Raw genomic sequence first — 23,376 nt, forward strand, 5'->3', positions numbered from 1 at the left:
CGGACCGCGCAGGACGGAGAAAGCGCCTGCAGCGACGAGCTGGTCACCGTCGGCCCCGACGAGGACCTCGGTCAGACGGTGGAGCTGATGCGCGAGCACTCCGTGCGCCGGATCCCGGTCGTCGACCACGGGCACCCGGTGGGCATCGTCTCCCTGGGTGACCTGGCCATGGAACGCGACCCGGAGTCGGCGCTCGGCGACATCAGCGCCGCGCGCCCCAACACCTGACCGCGACGAGAAGGCACGTGCCCCGCGCACCCGCCGGTGCGTGGGGCCGTCGCACGTTCCGGTGAACAGCGAAGCCCGGGCGGGGGGTTGGGGCGAACGGCGCTCGGCGGGGTGCACCCGGGTTTGTTCGGTTTCTGCCTGGGGACTCGAACACCTGCGGATGCAGAAGGAAGATGATGAGTCGTGACGCCCATGGACACCCCTGACAAGACCGCCGTCCGACGGCCCGAGACCGGCTGGTCGAAGGCACGGCGCCTGCGCGGCCAGGCCGCGCCGCGCACCTGCCTCCCCGCCGTGGAGGACCGGGCCACCCCCGGAACCGCGCACTCCGGGACGGAGTGGAACATCGTCCGGGGCGAGGACTGACCGCCTCCCGGGAAGCGGCCCGGTGACGTCCCGGGGAACGGTGCACGTCGGCAACCCAAAGAAGTGATGTTCACATCCGCCGGATGGCGACTAAGGTGAGCTGAATGAAGGCTCTCGTGCTGTCCGGCGGTGCAGGAACACGGCTGAGGCCGATCACTCACACGTCGGCCAAGCAACTGGTGCCCGTGGCCAACAAAGCCGTGCTGTTCTACGGGTTGGAGTCGATCGCCGACGCCGGCATCACCGACGTGGGCATGATCGTCGGGGACACGGCAGCGGAGATCGAGGAAGCGGTGGGGGACGGGTCGAGGTTCGGCCTGAAGGTCACCTACATCCCGCAGGAGCGGCCCCTCGGGCTGGCCCACGCGGTGCTGATCGCCCGGGACTTCCTCGGCGACGACGACTTCGTGATGTACCTCGGCGACAACTTCATCGTCGGCGGCATCACCGGACTCGTCGACGAGTTCCGCGCCCACCGGCCCGACGCCCAGATCCTGCTGACCCGCGTGGCCGACCCGCGGGCCTTCGGCGTCGCCGAACTCGACCCGTCCGGCCGGGTGATCGGCCTGGAGGAGAAGCCCCAGGAGCCCAAGAGCGACCTCGCCCTGGTCGGGGTCTACATGTTCACGCCCCGCATCCACGAGGCGGTGCGCGCCATCGAGCCGTCCTGGCGCGGCGAACTGGAGATCACCCACGCCATCCAGCACCTCATCGACTCCCGCGCCGACGTGCGGTCCACGGTCATCAAGGGTTACTGGAAGGACACCGGCAACGTCGGCGACATGCTCGAGGTGAACCGCATGGTCCTCGAAGGCATGGAGCGCCGCATCGACGGCGACGTCGACGAGGTCTCGGAGACCGTCGGCCGGGTCGTCGTGGAGGAGGGCGCGCGGATCGTCAACTCCCGCATCGTCGGCCCCGCCGTCATAGGCGCCGGCACGTACGTCGGCAACTCCTACGTGGGTCCCTTCACCTCCGTCGCGGAGAACTGCAGGATCACCGACAGCGAACTGGAGTTCTCCATCGTGCTGCGGGACTCCTCGATCCAGGGCGTCGGCCGGATCGAGTCCTCGCTGATCGGCCGGCACGTCGAGGTGACGCCGGCCCCCAGCGTCCCCAGCGCCCACCGATTCGTCCTCGGAGACCACAGCAAGGTGCAGATCACTTCATGAGCAAGGTGCGGATCACTTCATGAACCTCCTCGTCACCGGCGCCGCCGGCTTCATCGGCTCCCGCTACGTGCGCGCACTGCTCGCCTCGGACGCGCCCGACGCGCCGCGCATCACCGTGCTGGACAAGCTGACCTACGCGGGCACCCTCGACAACCTCGAACTGACCCACCCGCGCCTGGAGTTCGTCCAGGGTGACATCTGCGACGCCGAACTCGTCGACAAGCTCGTGGCCGACGCCGACCAGGTCGTGCACTTCGCCGCCGAGTCCCACGTGGACCGCTCCATCACCGGCGCCGCCGACTTCGTCCGCACCAACGTGCTCGGCACCCAGACCCTGCTCGACGCCGCCCTGCGCCACGGCACCGGCCCGTTCGTGCACGTCTCCACCGACGAGGTCTACGGCTCCATCGAGACCGGCTCCTGGCCCGAGGACCACCCGCTGCGGCCGAACTCCCCGTACTCGGCCTCCAAGGCCTCCTCCGACCTGCTCGCCCTGGCCTACCACCGCACCCACGGCCTGGACGTGCGCGTCACCCGGTGCTCCAACAACTACGGCCCGCACCAGTTCCCCGAGAAGGTCATCCCGCTGTTCGTCACCAACCTGCTCGACGGGCAGAAGGTGCCGCTGTACGGCGAGGGCCGCAACGTCCGCGACTGGCTGCACGTCGACGACCACTGCCAGGGCGTCGACCTGGTCCGCACCGCGGGCCGGCCCGGCGAGGTGTACAACATCGGCGGCGGCACCGAGCTCACCAACAAGGAGCTCACCGGCCTGCTGCTGGAGGCCTGCGGCGCCGGCTGGGACCGGGTGGAGTACGTCGAGGACCGCAAGGGCCACGACCTGCGCTACTCCGTCGACTGGTCCAAGGCCCGCGACGAACTCGGCTACCGCCCCCGCCACGACTTCACCACCGGCCTCGCCGAGACCGTCGCCTGGTACCGCGACCACCGCGCCTGGTGGGAGCCCCTGAAGCGGCGCGTCGCGCAGGAGCGGGTATGAAGTGGCTGATCACCGGCGCGGGCGGCATGCTCGGGCACGACGTCACCGAGGAGCTCACCCGGCGCGGTGAGACGGTCGTGGGCCTCGACCGCGCCGCCCTGGACATCACCGACCCCGAGGCCGTCGGCACGGCCGTCCGCGACCACGCCCCCGACCTCGTCGTGAACTGCGCCGCCTACACGGCCGTCGACGACGCCGAGACCGACGAGGCCCGCGCCCTGCTGATCAACGGCGAGGGTCCGCGCCTGCTCGCCCGGTCCTGCGCCGCCCACGGCGCCGGGCTGATCCACGTCTCCACGGACTACGTCTTCTCCGGCGACTCCCGCACCACCCCCTACCCGGAGGACCACCCCACGGGCCCGCGCACCGCCTACGGCCGCACCAAGCTGGCCGGCGAGCGCGCCGTGCTGGAGGAATTGCCCGGGGCGAGCGCGATCGTGCGGACGGCCTGGCTCTACGGGGTGCACGGCGGCAACTTCGTCCGGACCATGATCGGTCTGGAAGCCCGCCGGGACACCCTCGACGTCGTCGACGACCAGCGCGGGCAGCCCACCTGGAGCGCGGACGTCGCCGGGTGGCTCGCCGACCTCGGACCCCGCCTCGGCCCCGACGCGCACGGCGTCTTCCACGCCACGAGCTCCGGCGAGGCCAGCTGGTACGAGCTGGCCCGCGAGGTGTTCGCCCTCATCGGCGCCGACCCGGACCGGGTGCGCCCCACCAGCAGCGCGGCCTTCCCGCGGCCCGCGCCCCGCCCGGCGTACAGCGCCCTCGCACACGACCGGTGGCAGGAGATCGGCCTGCCGCTGCCCCGCGAGTGGCGCTCCGCCCTGCACGAAGCACTGCCCCGCATCCGCAAGGAAGGTCTTCTTCGTGAAACGCCATGAGTTCCTCCGGGAACTGCACAAGGTCAGCGCCAATCGCAACTACCTGGAGATCGGCGTCAACGACGGGCGCAGCCTGACGCTGTCCCGCGTCCCCAGCATCGCGATCGACCCCGCCTTCAAGGTGGTCTCGGAGCTGAAGTGCGACGTCCACCTGGTGAAGGCCACCAGCGACGACTTCTTCGCCCGCGACAACCCGCTGCAGCACCTCAAGGGCGGCCGGCACCCGCTGCGCAACCTGCGCCGCGGCCGCAGCCCGATCGGCTACTGGCGCCGCACCACGCTCGACCTGTCCTTCATCGACGGCATGCACCTGTTCGAGTTCGCGCTGCGCGACTTCATGAACGTCGAGAAGTACTCGGACTGGTCCAGCGTGATCGTCCTCGACGACATGCTGCCGCGCAGCGTCGACGAGGCGGCCCGGGACCGGCACACCAACGCCTGGACCGGTGACGTCTTCAAGATCACCGAGGTGCTGGCCCGCTACCGCCCCGACCTGGTCACCGTCCAGGTGGACACCGCGCCCACCGGCCAGCTGGTCGTCTTCGGCGCCGACCCGAACAACCGGGTCCTGCACGACAAGTACGACGAGATCATGGCCGAGTACAAGGTCCCGGACCCGCAGAAGGTCCCGGAGGCGATCCTGGAGCGGGCCGGCGCCGTACGCCCCGAGGCGCTCCTCGAAGCCGGCTTCTGGCGCCCGCTCGCCCAGGCCCGCAACCGCGGTCTGCCGCGGTCCGTGGGCTGGGAGCCGCTGCGCAAGGCGCTGCAGCAGGTCGGCGTCAGCCGCTGAGAGAGCGACGCCGGCCGCCCTCGGGGCGGCCGGCGTCGTCCGTGGCGGCGCGGGGTCAGTCGGATCGCCGTCCGCCGCGCAGCTCCTCGTAGTACGCGAGGCACGCCTCGTACGACGGCAGCAACCCCTGCCGTTCCGCCTCGGCCAGTGTCGGAGCCTGCTCGTCCTTGGGGGACAGCACCGGCGTGATGCCCTCGGGCCACTCGATGCCGAGCGCCGGGTCGAGCGGGTGGATGCCGTGCTCGCGCTCCGGGGCGTACCCCGCCGAGCACAGGTACACCACCGTGGCGTCGTCGGTCAGTGCCATGAAGGCGTGGCCCAGGCCCTCGGCGAGGAAGACCGCCGCCCGGGTGTCGTCGTCCAGCCGTACGGCCTCCCACTGCCGGTAGGTGGGGGAGCCCACGCGGATGTCGATCACCACGTCCAGGACGGCGCCGCGCACACACGTGACGTACTTGGCCTGGCTGGGCGGCACATCGGCGAAGTGCACGCCCCGCAGCACGCCCCGCCGGGAGACCGAGCAGTTGGCCTGGGCGAGGAACAGGTCACGGCCCGTCGCCTCGCGGAACTCCTCGCTCCGGAACCACTCGTGGAAGTTGCCCCGGTCGTCCGGGAAGACCTTGGGCTCCAGAACCCAGGCGCCTGCTATGCCCAGTGGTCGCATTCCGTCACTTTCCTCCGGTCCTGATACGGGACGACACCGTGCGCCGTGCCCTGCCGAGCACACGCCGTGCCCGCCGCGCCAGCCGCAGCGCCACTCCGGGCCGCGGCACCTCCACGACCTGCAGCCGCCCGTCGGAGGCGCGCAGCGCGAACGGCAGACCGGTGAAGCGCGCCTGCTCGCCGCCCGGGGTGGGGCACAGCGCCACGCGCCACACCCCGTTGGAGAGGTCCTCGACGGACAGGTCCGCCTCCAGCACCGAGCCCGCGTTGTCCGGGGCGGGGGAGAGGACGCCGGCCGCGTCGAAGAACCGGCTGGCGGAGACGAGGCGCAGCCGCACCTCCGTCTGCGCCGGGACGTGCAGCGGAAGAGGCACCCGGAAGCGACGGCCGGAGACGGTGACGTCCGTCCGCGGCACCCGGCCCAGCCCCAGCCGCTTGCCGCGGGTGCCGAACTCCAGGGAGAGGTTGCCGTGCGGCCGCGTCCAGTAGGGCAGGGCCGTGCGGTCGCCGACGACACCGGCGCCCGGCGCGGGCCGGTCCTCGCGGGGCGCGGGGCCCAGCCGGCACTCCTTGGTCCAGCCGCCCAGCTTGACCCGGACCAGCGCGTCCCACACACCGCCGGCCGGCAGGGCGGCGGGGTCGACCGTGGCGGTCGCCCGCAGCACCAGCCGCACCTGCTCGCCGTCCCCGGCGGGCACCGTCTCGCGGGTGAACTCGACCGGCTGGAAGTACTGCGCGGCGCTGGAGCGCTCCCGCAGCAGCAGATCGGCCGTGGCCTGGCCGAAGCGCGCGGCGGTCTCCGAGGCCACCCAGCGCACCGCCTCGGTCACGTTCTTCGGCGCGTCGGTCAGCGGCGCCGCCTCGGCACCGGCGGGGAACACCATCGGCTCGCCCGCGGACACGTACTCGGCGGTGAAGCCGATCCTGAGCGTGCCTTCCCGCCACTCGATGCCGCCGGGAGTCGCCCTGGGGGCGACGCTCGCCTCCCACTCGGCGAACGCCACCACGTCGTCGTACCGGTCGGCGGCCGTCAGCGCCGCGACCACCTGCTGCGTCGGCTGCAGCCCGGCCGCGACACCCGGCCCGAACCGCTCGACCACGACCTGGTGGATCTCGGCGAACAGCTCCCTGCGGTAGTCGTCCGGCAGGTTCAGCAGCCGCCGGGCCCGCAGCCGCTCCACCATCTCCACGCGCAGCCAGCGGCGGAACAGCCGGTCGCGCACCGGACCCGGCTCGGTGTACCGCTCGACGACGTCGAGGGCCTCGCGCAGGTTCTTGAAGTAGCCGACGGGGTCGAAGCGTTCGAACCCGGCGTTGGAGCTGTCGTCGCGCCGCAGGTGGTAGTAGCAGACGTAGTCGCTGAGCACGGAGACGTTCTCCGCGCGCAGATACGCCTCCGCGATGAAGACGTGGTCCTCCAGGCGCCGCCTGCCCTCGGGGAAGCGCAGGCCGATGCGGTCCAGGAAGGCCCGCCGGATCATCTTGTGCGGGGTGAGGCTGTCGATGAGCGGGGCGTTCTCGACGGTGGCGCGCGGATGGTTGCGGCGGAACAGCTCCACCGGCACCCCGCGGCCCTTGCCGGCCATCTTGCCGACGATCACGTCGGCGCCGTTGGCGACGCCGTAGTCGTACATCCGCTCCAGGGCCTCGTCGCCCAGGTAGTCGTCGTTGTCGACGAACATCACGAACTCGCCCCGGGAGGCCTCGATGCCGACGTTGCGGGGCTTGCCCGACCAGCCGGAGTTCTCCTGGTGGATGACCTTCATCCGGGGGTCCTCGGCGGCGAGCGCGTCGAGCCGGGCCGGAGTCTCGTCGGTCGAGCCGTCGTCGACGAAGATCACCTCGAACTCGTCGGGAGGCAGCGACTGCCGCTGCAGCGAGGAGATGCAGTCCTCGATGTAGATCCCCGGGTTGTAGACGGGGACGATGACGCTGACCTTGACCGGCATCGGGTTTCCGGGCCCCTTCGGGTCGCTTGCCGTTGACGTCCTGTTGTACTGGGTGTTGCCCGATGCTAACCCGGTCGGCGAGGCCCCCTCACCTTTCGAGACCTCGCCGTGATCATCCCGCCCCACGGCAACTGAGCTGCGACGTCTGTCTGTTCGCGGTCAAAGCGGTTCAGCCGGCGATCAGCCGGCAACCTGCACACCGTAGCTCCGGGCGAGGGCGTCCAGCCCTTGGTCGAACCCCTGCCCCACGGTGCGCAGGCGCCACAGCGGGCCGCGGCGGTAGAGCTCGGCGAGCAGCAGGGTGCGCTCGGTGGTCGCGGCGTCCAGAGTGGCCTGGACCAGAGGTGCGGCGCTGGGTCCGGGCCCGGAGCTGATGTGGATGGCGCCGACGTCGCCGAAGGTGGGCGAGCCGTCGATGGCGGCGGCGACCACGACCTTGTGGGCCGAGGGCGGCAGTGCGGCGAGGTCCACGCCGATCGTCTGCTCGGTCGGCCCGTCGCTGTGCAGCCGCACCGTCCCGCCGGGATTCTCCGGTGCGCCGTAGAAGACGAAGTCCTCGTCGAAGCAGACCTGTTCGTCGTCGTCGACGACGAAGGCGACCACGTCGATCTCGCACGACGTCTGCTGCGCCCAGGCCGCGGTGACGGTCCAGGGGACCGCGGGCGCGGACCCGCTCGGCTGCGGCAGGTCGACGACGCCGCCGCGCGGCAGGACGCGCGGTGCCGCCGGCCCGCCGCCCTGCCGGGGGAGCGGGGCGATGACCGGCGCGTCGAGCCACGCGGCGCCGTGCGTGGGGAACGCGAGGGCGGTGATCCGCTTCATCCGGCGGTCCCGCTCTCCGCCGTCCAGGAGCACGACGTCGGTGACGCTGGAGGAGAGGTTGATCGCCGCCGCCCCGCCGAGCGCGACGATCCTGGCGCGGGCCGCGACGGCTTCGGGGTGCGTACCACCGAGCACCAGAACCCGCCGGCCGGCCAGGGGACGGTCCGCGGCGGCCGGTCGCGCCGGGTGCGCCGCACGCGGCGGGTGCGCCGCACGCGGCGGGTGCGCCGCACGCGGCGGGTGCGCCGCACGCGGCGGCGCGACCGGCACCGGCTCCACCGGGCCGGCCGGGGCGAGGGCCGCGGGAACCGGCTCGGCCCGCTCGGGGCTGGTGGCGGCGGGCGTCGGGGCGGGCCGCGCACGTGTCGTGTCGGCGGGCGTCGGGCCCGGGCGTGCGGGGTTCGTGGTGCCGGGCGTCGCGGGCGACGGGATGACGGCGCCCGAACTGCGGGTGCGCTCATGCGGTGTTCCCGGTCTGACGTCCGCGAGCAGCGCGACGAACGTGGACTCGTCGAGCACCGGCACGCCCTCGGCCAGGGCGCGCCGTGCCTTGCCGGAGCCCGACGAGGCGTCGTTGGTGACCAGGGCGCTGGTGTGCCGGCTGACGGAGCCCATGACGTTCAGCCCGGCCTCGACGGCCTGCCGTTCCAGCTCCGCGCGCGGCCTGAGCGTCTCACCCGTGATCGCGACCTTCATGCCCTGCACCAGGGGCCCGCCCGGCTCCGGCCGTCCCGGATTGCGGTACGCGCAGGGCGCCTTGGGCGTCCGGGGAGCGAACCGGGGATCCTGGCGGGGCGGGCAGGTCACGAACGGCAAGGGCAGTTCCAGGCGCGCCGCCTCCCGCAGCGAGGCACGCAGTACGCCCGCCAGCACCCGGGTGTCGTCGAGCGCGTCGTGCGCCCTGACCTGGTGGACGCCGTAGTGGGCGGCGAGCGTGCCCAGCCGGAGATCCTCGGTCGGCGGATCGACCCGCCGGTTCAGCGCGAGCGTGCACAGACGCCGGGCCACCGGCAGCGCGGTGCCGGCACGGGCGAACTCGTGGGCGAGGAAGTCGTAGTCGAACTGGGCGTTGTGCGCGACGAGCACCCGGTCCCGCAGCATCGCCGCGATCCGCGGTGCGACCTGGTCGAAGACCGGAGCACCGCGCAGCCTCTCGGACGTCAGCCCGTGGACATGGACCGGCCCCGGATCGCAGCCCGGGTCGAGGAGCGTCGAGAACTCGTCCCTCTGCTCCCCGTCCGGGCCCAGGACCACCACGGCCAGGGACAGCACCCGGTCCCGGCGGGCGACCAGCCCGGACGTCTCCACGTCGACCACCGCCCAGTCGTGGGCGTAGTCGCGCAGGCCGGACGCATCGAAGGCGGGGGAGAGGAGAGACATGGAGGAAGGATGGAGGGATCTTCACCGGCCCTTCAACCCGGATGCCGATTCATCCGTATAAGTGGAGATCGAACGGCACCCTCTAGAGTGAGGACGTGCGACTGCTCCTGATGTCCGACACCCACCTGCCCAAGCGTGCCAAGAGCCTGCCCGCCCCCCTGCTCGACGAACTCCCGCACGCCGACGTCGTCTTCCACGCCGGGGACTGGGTCGACACGGACACCCTCGATCTGCTGGAGGCCCGCTGCCGCCGGCTCGTCGGGGTGTACGGCAACAACGACGGGGCGGAGCTGCGGGCCCGGCTGCCCGAGGTGGCGTACGCGGAGCTCGGCGGGCTGCGCTTCGGGGTGATCCACGAGACGGGCCCCGCGCAGGGCCGGGAGCAGCGGTGTGCCGCCCGTTTCCCCGACCTGGACGTGCTGGTCTTCGGGCACAGCCACATCCCCTGGGACACCACCGCCGCCACCGGCCTGCGCCTGCTCAACCCGGGCTCCCCGACGGACCGCCGCCGCCAGCCGCACTGCACGTACCTGACGGCCACGGTCGCCGACGGGCTCCTCACGGACGTGGAACTCCACCGTCTGCCGCCCCGCGTCACCCGCTGAACCGCCCGGCCGCGAGGCGGAGAACCCGGCCGCGAGGCGGAGTGCCCGGGCACAGGTCAGCCGGTCGGGTCGAGGAGGATCTTGCGGACGCCGTCGGAGCGGCCCGCGAACAGGTCGTACGCGGCCGGGCCCTCGGAGAGGGCGAAGCGGTGGGAGACCACGGCCTCGGGCCTGATCCGGCCGGCGCGGGTGAGGGCGATCAGCGGAGGCAGCTCGTAGTGCACGGAGCACAGCCCGATGGCGAACTCCAGTTCCTTGACCTGGGCCAGGTACATGTGGAACGGGAAGGCCTTGTTCTGGCTGACCCCGATGACGCTGACCCGGCCGGCCTGCCGGACGGCCTTGAGGGCGAGCTGGATGGTGGCGTCGGAACCCACCGCCTCCACCACGGCGTCCGGCCCGCGGCCGGCCGTCATGTCCCGGATCGCCGCCCGCGCGTCCTCCCCCTCGACCGGCTCCACGCCCAGGCCGGCGGCGAAGGCCCGGCGCTCCGCGACCAGGTCCACGCCCAGCACCCGGGCGGCGCCCATCGCGAACGCGGACTGGGCGGCCATCAGGCCGACCGGGCCGAGGCCGACGACCAGGACGGTCTCACCGGGCTGGATGCGGGCGCGGCGACAGCCGTACCAGGCGGTGGGAGCGTTGTCCGTCAGGACGACGGCGGCTTCGTCGGAGATGTCCTCGGGCAAGGGCACCAGGTTGACGTCGGCGCAGGGCACGGCCAGGAGTTGCGCCTGGCTGCCCGGGAGCTTCGGGCTCACTCCGTAGCAGAGGTCCGTGCCCGACTCGGCGCGCTCGCAGCGGGCGGTGAACCCGGCGGCGCACTGCCGGCACTGCGCGCAGCCCACCGAGGCGGGCACCAGGACCCGGTCACCGGGCTTGAAGCGGGTGACGTGGCCGCCGGTGTCGACGACCTCGCCCACGCACTCGTGTCCCGGTGTGTAGCCCAGGCCCGGGCTGAAGCCGTGGCCTTCGTAGATGTGCAGGTCGCTGCCGCAGATGCCGGCCGCGGTCACCCGCACCACCGCGTCGGCGGGGCCGTCGACGACCGGGTCGGGGACCTCGCCGTAGCGGATGTCATGACGGCCGTGGTAGGTCAGTGCCTTCATCGGATCTCTCCCTCCCCTCGGATCCGTCAGTCCGCGATCTTCAGCACCAGCTTGCCGTGGTTCTCACCGCGGAACAGGCGCATCAGGGTCTCGGGGAAGTCCGCGACCGAGCCGGGCACCACGTCCTCCAGGGACTTCAGCCGGCCCTCGGCCCGCCACGCGGCCATCCGCGCGATGCCCTCCGCGTACCGGTCGGCGTAGTCGAACACCACGATGCCCGTCATGGAGGCCCGGTTCACCAACAGGGACAGGTAGTTGGCGGGGCCCTGCGGCCTGGTGCTGTTGTACTGGGAGATCGCGCCGCAGACGACCACGCGGGCGCCGCGCGCCAGCCGCAGCAGCACGGCGTCCAGCACGTCTCCGCCGACGTTGTCGAAGTACACGTCGACGCCGTCGGGGGCGTGCTCGCGCAGCGCCTTGCGGACGTCCTCGTTCTGGTAGTCGATCGCGGCGTCGAAGCCGAACTCGTCCACCACCATCCGGCACTTGGCCTCGCCGCCGGCGATGCCGACGACCCGGCAGCCGAGGATCTTGGCGATCTGTCCGACGACGCTGCCGACGGCGCCGGCCGCTCCGGAGACCACGACGGTCTGCCCCGGCTCGGGACGCCCGACCTCGATCAGGCCGAAGTAGGCCGTCAGGCCCGACATGCCGAGCGTGCCGAGATAGGTCGGCAGGGGGGCCGCCGCGGGGTCGACCACGGTGACGCCGCGCCCGTCCGACACGCAGTACTCCTGCACCCCGAACGTGCCCGACACGTGGTCGCCGACCGCGAACCCGGAGTGCCGGGAGGCGATCACCCTGCCCACCGCGCCGGCCCGCATCACCTCGCCGACCTCCACCGGGCGGATGTAGGACCTGCCCGCGTTCATCCAGCCGCGCATGGCCGGGTCGATCGACAGGCAGAGCACCTGGACCAGGAACTCCCCGTCGCCCGGCTCCCCGGCCGGTTCCTCGGTCTGCCGCCAGTCGGTGGGACGCGGCTCTCCCACGGGACGTGCGGCCAGGCGTATCTGGCGATTGATCGTGCTCATCTGCGGCGACTCCCTCGATCCCATACCGTCCAGTCGGTACGGCCGTGAGCGTACGGATGCCCGCCGCGCGAGGCAAGAGCCGGTCCGCCACGAGTTGCGGCTCGCGCCGATGGCCGGTCCGTACCGGGAGCTACTCCTGTTCCGGCACCGCCATCTCCCCGAGGGGCGACCAGTCGTCCTGCGCCACGTTCGCGTTGACGATGCGCGGCGTCTCGGCCAGATGCGGAGGCAGCGTCCGCTGCGCCGCCCTGAAGTGCGCGGACTGCACGTGCGCGGCTCCGGCCGCCTCGTCGCGGAAGGCCTCCACCAGGACGTACTCCGTCGGCTCGTCCACGCTGCGCGACCAGTCGAACCACAGGCAGCCGGGTTCGGCGCGCGTGGCCCGGGTGAAATCGGCGGCGATCTCCGGCCAGCGGTCGGCGTCCTCGGGCCGGACCGGGAACTTGGCGGTGATGAAGATCATGAGATGCCCTTCACTGGTGTGCTGGTGTGCTGGTGTGCTGGTGTGGGGGATGTGCTGGATGTGCCGGTGGGGCGACACGGTCGTACGGACCCGGTTCCGGCGGCGGGACGGGGAGTGTCCTCGGTGGTCAGGAGGGCCGGTGCGGATGTACGGCCCCCTCCGTCGCGGACAGCGGCGCGCCGGTGCCGCCCCAGCGCAGCGCCACGATCTCGGCGGCGACGGACACCGCCACCTCCTCGGGCGTACGGGCGCCCAGGTCGAGACCGACCGGTGAGCGCAGCCGTGCCAGCTCGCGCCCGGACAGCCCGGCCTCGGTCAGCCGCGCGGTCCGGTCGTCGTGGGTCCGGCGGCTGCCCATCGCCCCGATGTACGCGGCCGGCCGGCGCAGGGCCTCCGTCAGCAGCGGCACGTCGAACTTGGGGTCGTGCGTGAGGACGCAGATCACCGTGCGGTCGTCGGTGTCCGTGTCGCGCAGGTAGCGGTGCGGCCACTGGGCGATCACCTCGACGCCCTCGGGGAAGCGCCGGGGCGTGGCGAAGACCGGGCGGGCGTCGCAGACGGTGACCCGGTAGCCCAGGAAGTCACCGATCCGGGCCACGGCCGCCGCGTAGTCGATCGCCCCGAAGACCAGCATGCGCGGGGGCGGGGCGAAGGACTGCAGGAACACGGCGACGGCGTCCTCCCGGCGCTGCCCCCGCGGGCCGTAGTGCCGCAGGCCGGTCGCGCCGAGGGCGAGTTCGCCGCGCGCGTCCGCGGTGACGGCCGCGTCCAGGCCGTCCGTGCCCAGCGTGCCCCGCACCCGGTCCGGCCAGACGGCGAGCACCGCCCCGCGCGGCGCGGGTCCGTCGGTGACCGTGGCCACGGTCACCGGCTCGCCCGCCGTGACGGAATCGGCGACCGCGCCGAACGCGGGATCCCGCTCGGGCGTCACGGCACGCACCAGCACGGTGATCGCGCCGCCGCAGGTCAGCCCGACGGCGAAGGCGTCCTCGTCGCTGTAGCCGAAGGTTTCGAGCCGGGCCGCGCCGCTCGCCACCACCTCCTGCGCCAGCTCGAACACCGCACCCTCCACGCAGCCTCCCGACACGCTGCCCACGACCTCTTCGCCGGGGCCCACCGCCATCGCCGCGCCCGGATCGCGGGGCGCGCTGCGGCTGACCTCGACGACCGTCGCCAGGCCGAACGGCAGCCCGGCCGCGTACCAGCCGCCGAGCACCGGAAGGACGTCACGCACGAGCCGCTCCTCTCCGTCGGGCACCCCGCCGGGTACCCCGGCGGCGGTCAAATTCCGTTGTGGCCGGCCGGGCCGGTCTGCTGCACTGCACGGGACGACGACGTCACCGAGTCCCGAGGAGAAGCCGGATGCGCACCGCGTTCATGTCCCCCCAGTCAGCAACGACTCCCTCCTCGAAGGACATGACGCTTCGTGCACCTGCTCAACCTCGGGATTCTCGCCCATGTCGACGCCGGTAAGACCAGCCTGACCGAGCGGCTGCTCCATTCGGCCGGGGTGATCGACGAACTCGGCAGCGTCGACGACGGCAGCACCCGCACCGACACGCTCGCGCTGGAGCGGCAGCGCGGCATCACCATCAAGTCCGCCGTCGTGTCGTTCCCGCTCGACCGCGTGACCGTCAACCTCATCGACACCCCGGGTCACCCCGATTTCATCGCCGAGGTGGAACGCGTCCTCGGCGTGCTGGACGGCGCCGTCCTGGTGGTCTCCGCCGTCGAGGGCGTGCAGGCGCAGACGCGGGTGCTGATGCGGACGCTGCGGCGGCTGCGCATCCCGACGCTGCTCTTCGTCAACAAGATCGACCGCGGCGGCGCGCGCCACGACGGCGTGCTGCGGGAGATCGCGGCCCGGCTGACCCCGGCGATCGTCCCGATGGGGACCGTCACCGGCCTCGGCACCCGCGCGGCACGCTGCACCGCCGAACCGGGGCCCGGCCGGGCAGGCGCCCTCGACGTGCTGACGGAGTACGACGACGCCCTGCTGTCCGCGTACGTCGGCGGCGAGGTGACCGACACCCTCCTGCGCCGGTCCCTCGTCGCCCGGACCGGGGAGGCCCGGGTCCACCCGGTCTACTTCGGCTCCGCCGCCACGGGCGCCGGGGTGCGGGCGCTGGTGTCCGGCATCGAGGAACTGCTGCCCCCGGCCGAGGGGGACGCGGACGGGCCGGTGTCCGGCACCGTGTTCAAGGTCGAACGGGGCCCGGCGGGGGAGAAGATCGCCTACGCGCGGATGTTCTCCGGCACCCTGCGCGTCCGCGACCGGATCCCCTTCGGCGCCGACGGGGCGAAGGGCCGGGTCACCGGGATCAGCGTCTTCGAGCACGGCACCGACACCCCGGCGGACGCCGTCGGCGCCGGCCGGATCGCCCGGCTGCGGGGACTGGCGGACATCAGGATCGGCGACGCCCTGGGCGAACCCCGTACGGACCGACGGCACTTCTTCGCCCCGCCCACCCTGGAGACGGTCGTCGTCCCCGGCCCGGACACGCACCGGGGAGCGCTCCACCTCGCCCTGACCCAGCTCGCCGAGCAGGACCCGCTGATCGGCCTGCGCCACGACGAACGCCGCGGGGAGACCTCCGTCTCCCTCTACGGCGAGGTGCAGAAGGAGGTCCTCCAGGCCACGCTCGCCGACGAGTACGGCCTGGACGTCACCTTCCGCGAGACGACCCCGCTGTGCGTCGAACGGGTCGTCGGCTCGGGACACGCGGTCGAGTTCAACAAGAAGGATGCGAACCCGTTCCTGGCCACGGTCGGGCTGCGCGTCGAGCCCGCCCCGCCCGGCTCGGGCGTGGCCTTCCGGCTGGAGGTGGAGCTCGGCTCCATGCCGTACGCCTTCTTCAAGGCCGTCGAGGACTCGGTGCGCGAGACCCTCCAGCAGGGGCTGCGCGGCTGGCAGGTCCCCGACTGCACGGTCACCATGACCCACAGCGGCTACTCGCCCCGGCAGAGCCACGCCCACCAGGGGTTCGACAAGAGCATGTCGAGCACGGGTGCCGACTTCCGGGGGGTGACCCCGCTGGTGCTCGTGGAGGCGCTGCGGCGGGCCGGGACCCGGGTGCACGAGCCCCTGCACCGCTTCCGCGTCGAGGCCCCGGCCGACACCCTGGGCGCCCTGCTGCCCGTCCTCGCGGGGCTCGGTGCGGTACCGGAGGCGACGCACCACCGGGACGAGCTCTGCGTCCTTCACGGCACTGTGCCGGCCGCCCGCGTGCACGCCCTCGAACAGCGGCTGCCGGGGCTGACCCGGGGCGAGGGCGAGCTGGAGAGCTCCTTCGCCCACTACGCGCCGGTCACCCACGGCACCCCTCCCGCGCGTCCGCGCACCGACCACAACCCGTTGAACAGGAAGGAGTACCTGCTGAACGTGACGCGAAGGATCGGCGGCTGAGTGTGCGCGGCCGGGGAGCGGGAACTTACTCCGGAGTCAGGGGTGTTGACGGTGTCCTGATATCACCGGAATGTAGTGGACATGCCAATCTCGCGAGTGCGACTCCTGGTCGTCCTGGCCGTCCTCCTCGGCTCCCTGTCGGTCGCGGGCGTCCCGCCCGCCACCGCCGCGCCCCGCCCGGCTCCCTCTGGTTCGACGACCCGGCGGTCACCGTGCGCGGTGGCCGCTTCACCGACACCCACGGCCGCGAGATCGTGCTGCGCGGCTACAACGTCTCCGGTGAGACCAAACTCGCGGAGAACAAGGGCCTGCCCTTCGCCTCGGTCGCCGACGCCCGCACGTCGGCGACCGCGCTGCGCGCCCTGGGCGGCGGCAACACCGTCCGCTTCCTGCTCTCCTGGGCGTACGCCGAGCCCGAGCGTGGTCGGGTGGACACGGCCTACCTGGCCGCCGCGACCGACCAGATGAGGGCCTTCCTCGACGCGGGCGTCCGGGTCTACCCCGACTTCCACCAGGACCTCTACTCCCGGTACCTGTTCGACGCCGACAGCTGGTACACCGGCGACGGCGCCCCCCGGTGGGCGGTGGACGCCGGGAACTACCCCGACGAGTCCTGCGGCATCTGTCTGTTCTGGGGGCAGAACATCACCCAGAACGAGGCCGTGAAGCGCGCCTCGTACGACTTCTGGCACAACGCGCACGGCGTGCAGGACGCCTTCCTCGCCACCGCCGAGAAGACCATGACGTACATCCGGCAGCACCTGGGCGCCGACCGGTTCAGGGGCGTCGCCGGCTTCGACCCCTACAACGAGCCGCACGCCGGCGTGTTCGACTCCGGGCAGACCAGCCGCGCCTGGGAGAAGGACGTCCTGTGGCCGTTCTACGAGAGGTTCCGCGCCCGCATGGACGCCGCCGGCTGGCACGACAAGCCCGCCTTCGTCGAGCCGAACCTCTTCTGGAACGCCAACCTCGACTTCCAGAGGCAGGAGGGCGGCCTGCTGGACGCCGGCCCGCTCGGACCCCGCTACGTCTTCAACACCCACTTCTACGACCAGAAGGCCATCTCCGGTGTCTTCATGTGGGGCAAGGCGGCCGACGGCCAGTACGCGGGTGACTTCCGCACGGTCCGGGACCGCGCCGCCGGGGCGCGCACGGCCGCGGTGGTCAGCGAGTTCGGGCACCCGCTCGCGGGACCCGTCTCCGACAAGGCGCCGACCGTGCTGAAGGCGATGTACCAGGCCCTCGACTCGCGCCTGAAGGGGGCCGACTGGTGGTCCGACCCGGCGGCCTCGGGACCCGTGCTGTCCGGCTCCCAGTGGCAGTGGGACCTCTACAACGGCCGCCACCGCGAGCCGATGAACGGCAACCCCGGGAAGATCCTCACCGAGGGCGACGCCTGGAACGACGAGGACCTGTCGGCCGTGCGCCTCGACGACGCGGGCCGGCCGGTGCTGCGCCAGGACGCCCGGCTGCTGGACCGCCTCTACCCGAGCGCCACGGCCGGCACGACCGTCGGCTTCACCTACGAGGACCGCTCCCGGGACGGCGCCACGACCCTGACCTGGAACCCGGTGCCGAGCTCCCTGCCGCACGTGCGGCGGCTGGTGGGCTCCGGGCAGTACGGGCTGCTGCTGTGGCGCTCCGACGGCGGCCCGGCGCCCACCGAGCTGCACCTGCCGGCGAGCTTCCCGGCCGGCGCCACCACCGTCGTCTCCGATCTGGGCGCCGTCCACGCCCCGCCGGCGTACTCCGCGAGGACCCCGGTCGGGGTGGCCGAGGAGCCGGGCGGCACGGGAAGCCGCCGCCTGCTGCTCACCGCGCCGGACTCCGGGGTCCTGCACTACGCGCTGGTGACCAACGGGGCGGCGGCTCCCCCGGCGGACCTGCTCGCCGCCGCCCGCTCCGAACTGTCGGCCTGGGCGGCTGAGGAGGTCAGTTAGCGGACGGGCTCGTCCAGCCGGCGGCCACCCGGCCGAGGCGGACGCGCTGCGGGTGGTCGCCGACCGGCACGGACACGACCTTCCTGCCCGTGGCGAAGTCGATGGCCGTGACCTGGTCGGTGCCGCTCTCGGAGACCACGCAGGACCTGCCGTCACCGCTGACCGTGGCCCAGTAGGGCTTGGAGGCGGTGACGAGCGGTCCCTCCTGGAGGGTGGCGCGGTCGACGACCGTGGCGTAGTCGTCCATGGTCCCGGCCACGCACAGCTTCCTGCCGTCCGGGCTCATGGACAGCCCGTGGTGGCGCGAGTCGTTGACGAAGGTGGTGCGGTCGTCGCTGGTCGCCGGGTTCTTCGGCAGGGTCTTCGTGCGGGTGATCCTGTCGGTGGCCAGGTCGTACTCGAAGAAGCCGTTGAAGAACGACACCTGGAAGTACAGCTTCGACTCGTCCGGCGAGAACACCGCGGGGCGCACCGCGTCGGAGTAGTCCTTCAGCCCGATCGCGTCCAGGCGTGAGCGCATGTCGATGACCTTGACCTGCTGGTACGTGGTCGCGTCGATGACGGTGATGCGGCGGTCGCCCTTCGTCCAGTCCAGCCAGGGCGCGTCGGTCTGCGTGTTCACCTCGCCGATCGACATGTTGTAGATGTACTTGCCGTCCTTGGTGAAGATGTTCTCGTGCGGCTTGTCGCCGGTGGCGGCCTTGCCGAGCTGCCTGCCGGTCTCGATGTCCAGGACGTGCACGGCGTTGCCGGTCGAGGCCGACACCGCGACCCGCTTGCCGTCGGGGGAGACGGCCATGTGGTCGGCGCGGAAACCGGACACCGGGAAGCGCCAGTTGAGCCGCCCGGAGGCCAGGTCGATCGAGACGACGTCGGCGAAGCTGGGCCGCGAGACGACCACCGACGTCCCGTCCGGTGTGGAGTACATGTCGTCCACGAACTGGTCGTGTCCCTCGCCGACGCTGTTGCGGATCGTCATGAAGGCGATCCACCTGATCGGATCGGCGTTGATCTCCGCCATCCGCTCGGCCTTGTCGGGAACCACGTTGATCCGGCCGATCCTCGCGAAGTCGCCGGCGGACTCGATGACATCGGCGGTGCCGTCCCAGTTGTTGCCCACGAACAGCACCTCGCGCGGCGCGGCGGGGGAGTCCGGGGCCGCCGTGGCGGCGGCGGGCAGGGCGGTGGTCAGGGCGAGGGCGGCGGTCAGGGAGCACAGGTGCCGTCGTCGGAAGACGGACATGGCTGATCCCTCCTCTGCGGTGGGGTGAGGAATCTGAACACACGTGCTTTCAGAGTGAACTTACTGCAAAGTAAGGAAGGGGCGGCCTTCACCACAAGACCGCGTACACGACAAAATCGGCGAGCGGACATCGGCGAGCGGACGTCGGTGAGCGGACATCGGTGAGCGAACGAGGATCACGCGCGCGAGGAGGGAGAGCGGTGCCGGGCAGACTCAGGGCGCCGACCGGCCGTTACGGCGGCAAGACCGCCGCGCAGCGGCAGGCCGAGCGGCGCCGGCGGTTCCTCGACGCGGCGCTCGGCCTGTTCGGCGACACCCCCGGCTTCCGCGCCACCACCGTCGCGGCGCTCAGCGAGGCGGCCGGGCTGTCGACCCGTCAGTTCTACGAGGAGTTCCGCACCCTGGAGGACGTGCTCGCCGCGCTGCACCTGGAGGTCAACGGCTGGGCCGAGGCGGCGGTGCTGGAGGCGGCCGCCGGGGCCGCGGGACTCCCGCTGGTCGAGCGCGCCGCCGCGATCTTCCGTGCCTACGCGGGGAACCTCGCCGCGGACCCGCGCCGGATCCGCATCACCTTCGTCGAGATCATCGGCGTCAGCCCGCGCCTGGAGGAACAGCGGCTCGCCCGCCGGGCCGGCTGGGTCGACCTCATCTGCGCCGAGGCCGAGGCGGCCGCCGCGCGCGGGGAGGCCGCCCCGCGCGACTACCGCCTCGCGGCGACCGGCTTCATCGGCAGCGTCAACGGCCTGCTGCACGACTGGAGCGCCGGCTGGGTGGACGCCACCCTGGACGAGGTCGTCGACGAACTCGTCCGCCAGCTCCTCGCCATCCTGCGGCCCCCGGGCTGGAGCCCGGGCGGCTGAGTCAGACCCGGGCGGACCCGCGCCCGCCGGCCCCGGCCCCGGGAAAGGCCCGGCGGTAGTCGCCGGGCGACACCCCGAGGTGCCGCAGGAAGTGATGGCGGAGGTTGTTGGCCGTGCCGAGGCCGCTGAGCTCGCCGACCTTCTCGATGGGCAGGTCCGTCGACTCCAGCAGGGACCGCGCCCGCCCGAGCCGCTGGTCCAGGAGCCACTGCAGCGGAGTCGTGCCGGTGGCCGCCTGGAGGCGCCGGTAGAACGTCCGCGGGCTCATCGCGGCCCGGCGCGCCAGGTCCGCGACGGTCAGCGGCCGGTCCAGGTGGGCCCGCGCCCACGCCAGGACGGGCGCCAGCCCCTCGTCGTCACGGGCGGGCACGGACAGCTCGATGAACTGCGCCTGCCCGCCCGGCCGGTGGGCGGGCACCACCATGCGGCGCGCCAGCTGGTTGGCGACGTGCGCGCCGAGGTCGCGCCGCACCAGGTGCAGGCACAGGTCGAGGCCGGCCGTCAGCCCGGCGCTGGTGAGCACGTCACCCTCGTCCACGTACAGCACCGACGCGTCGACCTCCACCTTCGGGTAGCGCTCGGCCAGTTGCGCGGTGTGCATCCAGTGGGCCGTGGCACGCCGCCCGTCCAGCAGTCCCGCCTCGGCGAGCGCGAAGGCGCCCGTGCACAGGGACACCATCCGCGCGCCCGCCCGATGGGCCTCGCGCAGGGCGTCGATCAGCTCGACCGGCAGCGGCCTGCCTTCTTCGACGCACGCGTCGGGCACCGACGGCACGACGACGGTGTCGGCACCGACCAGGTCGTCCGGACCGTAGGGCGTGCGCAGACTCAGCCCGGGGCCGTCCGCCTCCCCGGCTCCGACCCGGCACAGCCGCAGCTCGTACCAGGGGTCGGCGAGGTCGGGCTGCGGCTTGCCGAACACCGTGCACGGGATGCTCAGTTCGTACAGGTCCCACGAGGGGACCCCGATCTCCTCGGTGACCACCACGGCCACGGAACCGGCACTCATGCCCGGAAGCGTATGGCAGGAATTTGGTGGCGGCCGTCACCGCTGTCACTGTCCCCGGTCCCCGCGCCCTGCGAGCGTGTGCGTACGTGATCACGGCACGGACACCCCTGCACACGCGAGGAGTTGCAGCATGACCGCACCACAGCAGGCCGTCACCGTCCTCGGCCTGGGCCAGATGGGCTCGGCCCTGGCCGCCGCGCTGCTCGACAAGGGTCACCCGACCACGGTCTGGAACCGGTCACCGGACAAGGCCGGACCCCTGGTCGAGCGCGGCGCCCGCGCGGCCGCGACCGCCCGGGAGGCGATCGCGGCCTCACCGCTGGTCGTCGCCTGCGTCCTGGACCACGAGGCGCTCCACACGGTCGTCGACCCCGCCGCCCCGGCGCTGCGGGGCACGACCCTGGTCAATCTCACCTCCGGCTCCCCCGAGCAGGCCCGGGAGGCCGTCGCGTGGGCGGGCTCCCTCGGGGCCGACTACCTCGACGGCGCCGTCATGACCACCCCACCCGGCGTGGGCGACCCCGCCATGATGTTCCTCTACAGCGGCTCCCGGCAGGTCTTCGAGGCCCATCGCCCGGTCCTCACCGCCCTCGGCGACCCCCTGTACCTGGGCGCCGACCCGGGCCTGGCCTCCCTCTACGACGCCGCCCTGCTCGGCCTGATGTGGTCCACCATGACCGGCTGGCTGCACGGCGCGGCCCTGGTCGGCGCCGAGGGCACCCCGGCCGCCGCGTACACCCCCGTCGCCGTCCGCTGGCTGACGGCGGTGGCGAGTTTCCTCACCCGGTACGCGCCGCAGGTCGACGCCGGCCGCTACCCGGGCGACGACGCCACCGTCGACGTGCAGATCGCGGCCATCGGCCATCTGATCCACGCGGCGGGAGCCCGGGGCGTCGACAACGCCCTGCCCGAGCTGCTGAGGACCGCGATGGAGAAGGCGAGCGCCGCGGGCCACGGACAGGACAGCTACGCCAGCCTCATCGAGGTACTGCGCCCGGCCCCGCGGGACTGAGCGGGTCAGCCCGACGCCAGGACGGCCAGGTCCACCGCCGCGACCAGCGCGAGCCCCAGCAGCAAACCGGCCAGCCACCGCGCCCGCAGCCCGCGGTACACGGCCTCGTACTCGTCCCGCAGTTCCCGAGCGCGTCGCGCCGTCCGCTCCCAGGAGGCCCGGGCGAGGGCGAGGTGCTCCGCCGCGAACCGCCGCTCCACCTCGGCCCGTTGCGCCGCCGGGAGCCAGTCGAGACCGGCGGCGAAGCGGGCGGCGGCGCACCGGGCCTCCTCGCGCGCCGCGGCGGCGAGCAGATGACCCTCGACCTCGTTGTGGAACGCCCGCAGATCCACGGGGGGTTCGCCCGTCGCGGTCATCGGAGCGTCAGCTCCCGGTCCGCCGCCGCGACGGCCGCGTGGTGCAGGTCGAACGCCGGGGACTCGCTGCGGATCCTGGGCAGGGCGACGAAGTTGTGCCGCGGCGGCGGGCAGGAGGTGGCCCACTCCAGGGAACGGCCGTAGCCCCACGGGTCGTCGGCCGCGACCCGCTCGCCGTACCGGGCCGTCTTCCACACGTTGTAGAAGAACGGCAGCATCGACATCCCGAGCAGGAACGAGAAGACGCTCGACAGGGTGTTGAGTGTCGTCAGGCCCTCCACCGCCAGGTAGTCGGGGATCCGCCGCTGCATGCCCTCGGCGCCCAGCCAGTGCTGGACCAGGAACGTGCCGTGGAAGCCGGTGAACAGCGTCCAGAAGGTGATCTTGCCCAGGCGCTCGTCCAGCATCCTGCCGGTGAACTTCGGCCACCAGAAGTGGAAGCCGGAGAACATCGCGAACACCACCGTCCCGAAGATGACGTAGTGGAAGTGCGCCACCACGAAGTACGAGTCGGAGACGGCGAAGTCGAGCGGCGGCGAGGCCAGCAGCACCCCCGTCAGCCCGCCGAACACGAACGTCATCAGGAAGCCGGTGGCCCAGAGCATCGGGGTCTCGAAGGACAGCGAGCCCTTCCACATGGTGCCGATCCAGTTGAAGAACTTCACACCGGTGGGGACCGCGATGAGGAACGTCATGAAGGAGAAGAACGGCAGCAGCACACCGCCGGTGACGTACATGTGGTGCGCCCACACCGTCACGGACAGGCCCGCGATCGCGATGGTCGCGCCGATCAGGCCCGTGTAGCCGAACATCGGCTTGCGGGAGAAGACCGGGATGACCTCACTGATGATGCCGAAGAACGGCAGGGCGATGATGTACACCTCTGGATGGCCGAAGAACCAGAAGAGGTGCTGCCACAGCAACGCGCCGCCGTTGGCGGAGTCGAAGATGTGGGCGCCGAACTTGCGGTCCGCCTCCAGGGCGAACAGGGCCGCGGCCAGGACCGGGAAGGCGAGCAGGACCAGCACACCGGTCAGCAGCACGTTCCAGGTGAAGATCGGCATGCGGAACATCGTCATGCCGGG

General features: G+C 72.4%; 20 protein-coding genes and 2 pseudogenes. 11 read left to right on the forward strand and 11 right to left on the reverse strand.

Annotation, left to right across the window (positions count from 1 at the left end; all coding sequences use genetic code 11):
- Positions 1-24: 24 nt before the first annotated feature.
- The 6 genes and pseudogenes from ACPXCS_RS03255 to ACPXCS_RS03280 form a co-directional block, all read left to right on the forward strand.
- Positions 25-228, forward strand: a pseudogene (locus ACPXCS_RS03255) (CBS domain-containing protein); the annotation flags it as partial.
- Positions 229-420: 192 nt separating this feature from the next.
- On the forward strand, positions 421-594 hold the full coding sequence (locus ACPXCS_RS03260) for a hypothetical protein (protein ID WP_425946391.1): 174 nt from the start codon (positions 421-423) through the stop codon (positions 592-594).
- A 104-nt stretch (positions 595-698) separates the two neighbouring features.
- Positions 699-1,766 carry a glucose-1-phosphate thymidylyltransferase gene (locus ACPXCS_RS03265; RefSeq protein WP_425946392.1) on the forward strand — a complete coding sequence of 356 codons (1,068 nt, stop codon included), beginning with the start codon at positions 699-701 and terminating at the stop codon, positions 1,764-1,766.
- Between the two features lie 19 nt (positions 1,767-1,785).
- Positions 1,786-2,766 (forward strand): dTDP-glucose 4,6-dehydratase, encoded by a 981-nt coding sequence (gene rfbB, locus ACPXCS_RS03270; protein ID WP_425946393.1) that lies wholly within the window; start codon positions 1,786-1,788, stop codon positions 2,764-2,766.
- Positions 2,763-3,650, forward strand: coding sequence for a dTDP-4-dehydrorhamnose reductase (rfbD, locus tag ACPXCS_RS03275; RefSeq protein ID WP_425946394.1), 888 nt, complete (start codon positions 2,763-2,765; stop codon positions 3,648-3,650). The genes rfbB and rfbD overlap by 4 nt, the downstream gene beginning before the upstream one ends.
- The gene (locus ACPXCS_RS03280; protein WP_425946395.1) at positions 3,637-4,440 is read left to right on the forward strand and encodes a class I SAM-dependent methyltransferase; all 804 of its coding nucleotides are present in this window, start codon (positions 3,637-3,639) and stop codon (positions 4,438-4,440) included. Before rfbD ends, ACPXCS_RS03280 begins: the two co-directional genes overlap by 14 nt.
- A 55-nt stretch (positions 4,441-4,495) precedes the next feature.
- Here ACPXCS_RS03280 and rfbC read toward each other — a convergent pair whose 3' ends face one another.
- From rfbC to ACPXCS_RS03295, 3 genes are all read right to left on the reverse strand, one after another.
- Complete coding sequence (rfbC, locus tag ACPXCS_RS03285; RefSeq protein WP_309097330.1) at positions 4,496-5,104, reverse strand: dTDP-4-dehydrorhamnose 3,5-epimerase; 609 nt, start codon at positions 5,102-5,104, stop codon at positions 4,496-4,498.
- Positions 5,105-5,108: 4 nt separating this feature from the next.
- Entirely contained in the window at positions 5,109-7,052 is a 1,944-nt protein-coding gene (locus tag ACPXCS_RS03290; protein WP_425946396.1) for a glycosyltransferase family 2 protein, read from the reverse strand.
- A gap of 180 nt (positions 7,053-7,232) precedes the next feature.
- Complete coding sequence (locus ACPXCS_RS03295) at positions 7,233-9,254, reverse strand: TerD family protein (protein ID WP_425946397.1); 2,022 nt, start codon at positions 9,252-9,254, stop codon at positions 7,233-7,235.
- Between the two features lie 95 nt (positions 9,255-9,349).
- Here ACPXCS_RS03295 and ACPXCS_RS03300 point away from each other — a divergent pair, with 95 nt between their 5' ends.
- Positions 9,350-9,859, forward strand: a complete 510-nt coding sequence (locus tag ACPXCS_RS03300) for a metallophosphoesterase family protein (RefSeq protein ID WP_425946398.1) — start codon at positions 9,350-9,352, stop codon at positions 9,857-9,859.
- Between the two features lie 56 nt (positions 9,860-9,915).
- Here the strand turns inward: ACPXCS_RS03300 and ACPXCS_RS03305 are convergent, their stop codons facing one another.
- The 4 genes from ACPXCS_RS03305 to ACPXCS_RS03320 all read right to left on the reverse strand — a co-directional run bounded on the left by ACPXCS_RS03305 (position 9,916) and on the right by ACPXCS_RS03320 (position 13,699).
- Positions 9,916-10,968, reverse strand: coding sequence for an alcohol dehydrogenase catalytic domain-containing protein (locus ACPXCS_RS03305; RefSeq protein ID WP_425946399.1), 1,053 nt, complete (start codon positions 10,966-10,968; stop codon positions 9,916-9,918).
- A gap of 26 nt (positions 10,969-10,994) precedes the next feature.
- Positions 10,995-12,002, reverse strand: coding sequence for an NADP-dependent oxidoreductase (locus tag ACPXCS_RS03310; RefSeq protein ID WP_425946400.1), 1,008 nt, complete (start codon positions 12,000-12,002; stop codon positions 10,995-10,997).
- Between the two features lie 130 nt (positions 12,003-12,132).
- Positions 12,133-12,465 carry a putative quinol monooxygenase gene (locus ACPXCS_RS03315; protein ID WP_425946401.1) on the reverse strand — a complete coding sequence of 111 codons (333 nt, stop codon included), beginning with the start codon at positions 12,463-12,465 and terminating at the stop codon, positions 12,133-12,135.
- A 127-nt stretch (positions 12,466-12,592) separates the two neighbouring features.
- The gene (locus ACPXCS_RS03320; protein WP_425946402.1) at positions 12,593-13,699 is read right to left on the reverse strand and encodes an XdhC family protein; all 1,107 of its coding nucleotides are present in this window, start codon (positions 13,697-13,699) and stop codon (positions 12,593-12,595) included.
- Between the two features lie 192 nt (positions 13,700-13,891).
- On the opposite strand from ACPXCS_RS03320, the gene ACPXCS_RS03325 reads away from it, so the two are divergent.
- Both ACPXCS_RS03325 and ACPXCS_RS03330 read left to right on the forward strand, forming a co-directional pair.
- Positions 13,892-15,871 (forward strand): GTP-binding protein, encoded by a 1,980-nt coding sequence (locus ACPXCS_RS03325; RefSeq protein ID WP_425946403.1) that lies wholly within the window; start codon positions 13,892-13,894, stop codon positions 15,869-15,871.
- 81 nt (positions 15,872-15,952) lie between these two features.
- A pseudogene (locus tag ACPXCS_RS03330) lies at positions 15,953-17,811 on the forward strand (endoglycosylceramidase).
- Here ACPXCS_RS03330 and ACPXCS_RS03335 read toward each other — a convergent pair.
- Complete coding sequence (locus ACPXCS_RS03335; protein WP_425946404.1) at positions 17,804-19,054, reverse strand: YncE family protein; 1,251 nt, start codon at positions 19,052-19,054, stop codon at positions 17,804-17,806. The pseudogene ACPXCS_RS03330 and the gene ACPXCS_RS03335 sit on opposite strands and share 8 nt — an antisense overlap.
- Positions 19,055-19,254: 200 nt before the next feature.
- Between ACPXCS_RS03335 and ACPXCS_RS03340 the strand changes: the two genes are divergently transcribed.
- On the forward strand, positions 19,255-19,914 hold the full coding sequence (locus ACPXCS_RS03340; protein ID WP_425946405.1) for a TetR/AcrR family transcriptional regulator: 660 nt from the start codon (positions 19,255-19,257) through the stop codon (positions 19,912-19,914).
- Between the two features lies 1 nt (position 19,915).
- Here ACPXCS_RS03340 and ACPXCS_RS03345 read toward each other — a convergent pair whose 3' ends face one another.
- On the reverse strand, positions 19,916-20,902 hold the full coding sequence (locus ACPXCS_RS03345) for a GlxA family transcriptional regulator (RefSeq protein ID WP_425946425.1): 987 nt from the start codon (positions 20,900-20,902) through the stop codon (positions 19,916-19,918).
- Positions 20,903-21,053: 151 nt separating this feature from the next.
- Between ACPXCS_RS03345 and ACPXCS_RS03350 the strand changes: the two genes are divergently transcribed.
- Positions 21,054-21,935 carry an NAD(P)-dependent oxidoreductase gene (locus ACPXCS_RS03350; RefSeq protein WP_425946406.1) on the forward strand — a complete coding sequence of 294 codons (882 nt, stop codon included), beginning with the start codon at positions 21,054-21,056 and terminating at the stop codon, positions 21,933-21,935.
- A gap of 5 nt (positions 21,936-21,940) precedes the next feature.
- Here ACPXCS_RS03350 and ACPXCS_RS03355 read toward each other — a convergent pair whose 3' ends face one another.
- Positions 21,941-22,291 carry a hypothetical protein gene (locus ACPXCS_RS03355; RefSeq protein ID WP_425946407.1) on the reverse strand — a complete coding sequence of 117 codons (351 nt, stop codon included), beginning with the start codon at positions 22,289-22,291 and terminating at the stop codon, positions 21,941-21,943.
- Positions 22,288-23,376: cbb3-type cytochrome c oxidase subunit I (locus ACPXCS_RS03360; protein ID WP_425970893.1), on the reverse strand; the 1,089-nt coding region annotated here is incomplete at its 5' end. The genes ACPXCS_RS03355 and ACPXCS_RS03360, both read right to left, overlap by 4 nt.

Origin of the sequence: Streptomyces sp. DT190 (genome assembly GCF_049846985.1) — a bacterium.
GTDB lineage: Bacteria > Actinomycetota > Actinomycetes > Streptomycetales > Streptomycetaceae > Streptomyces.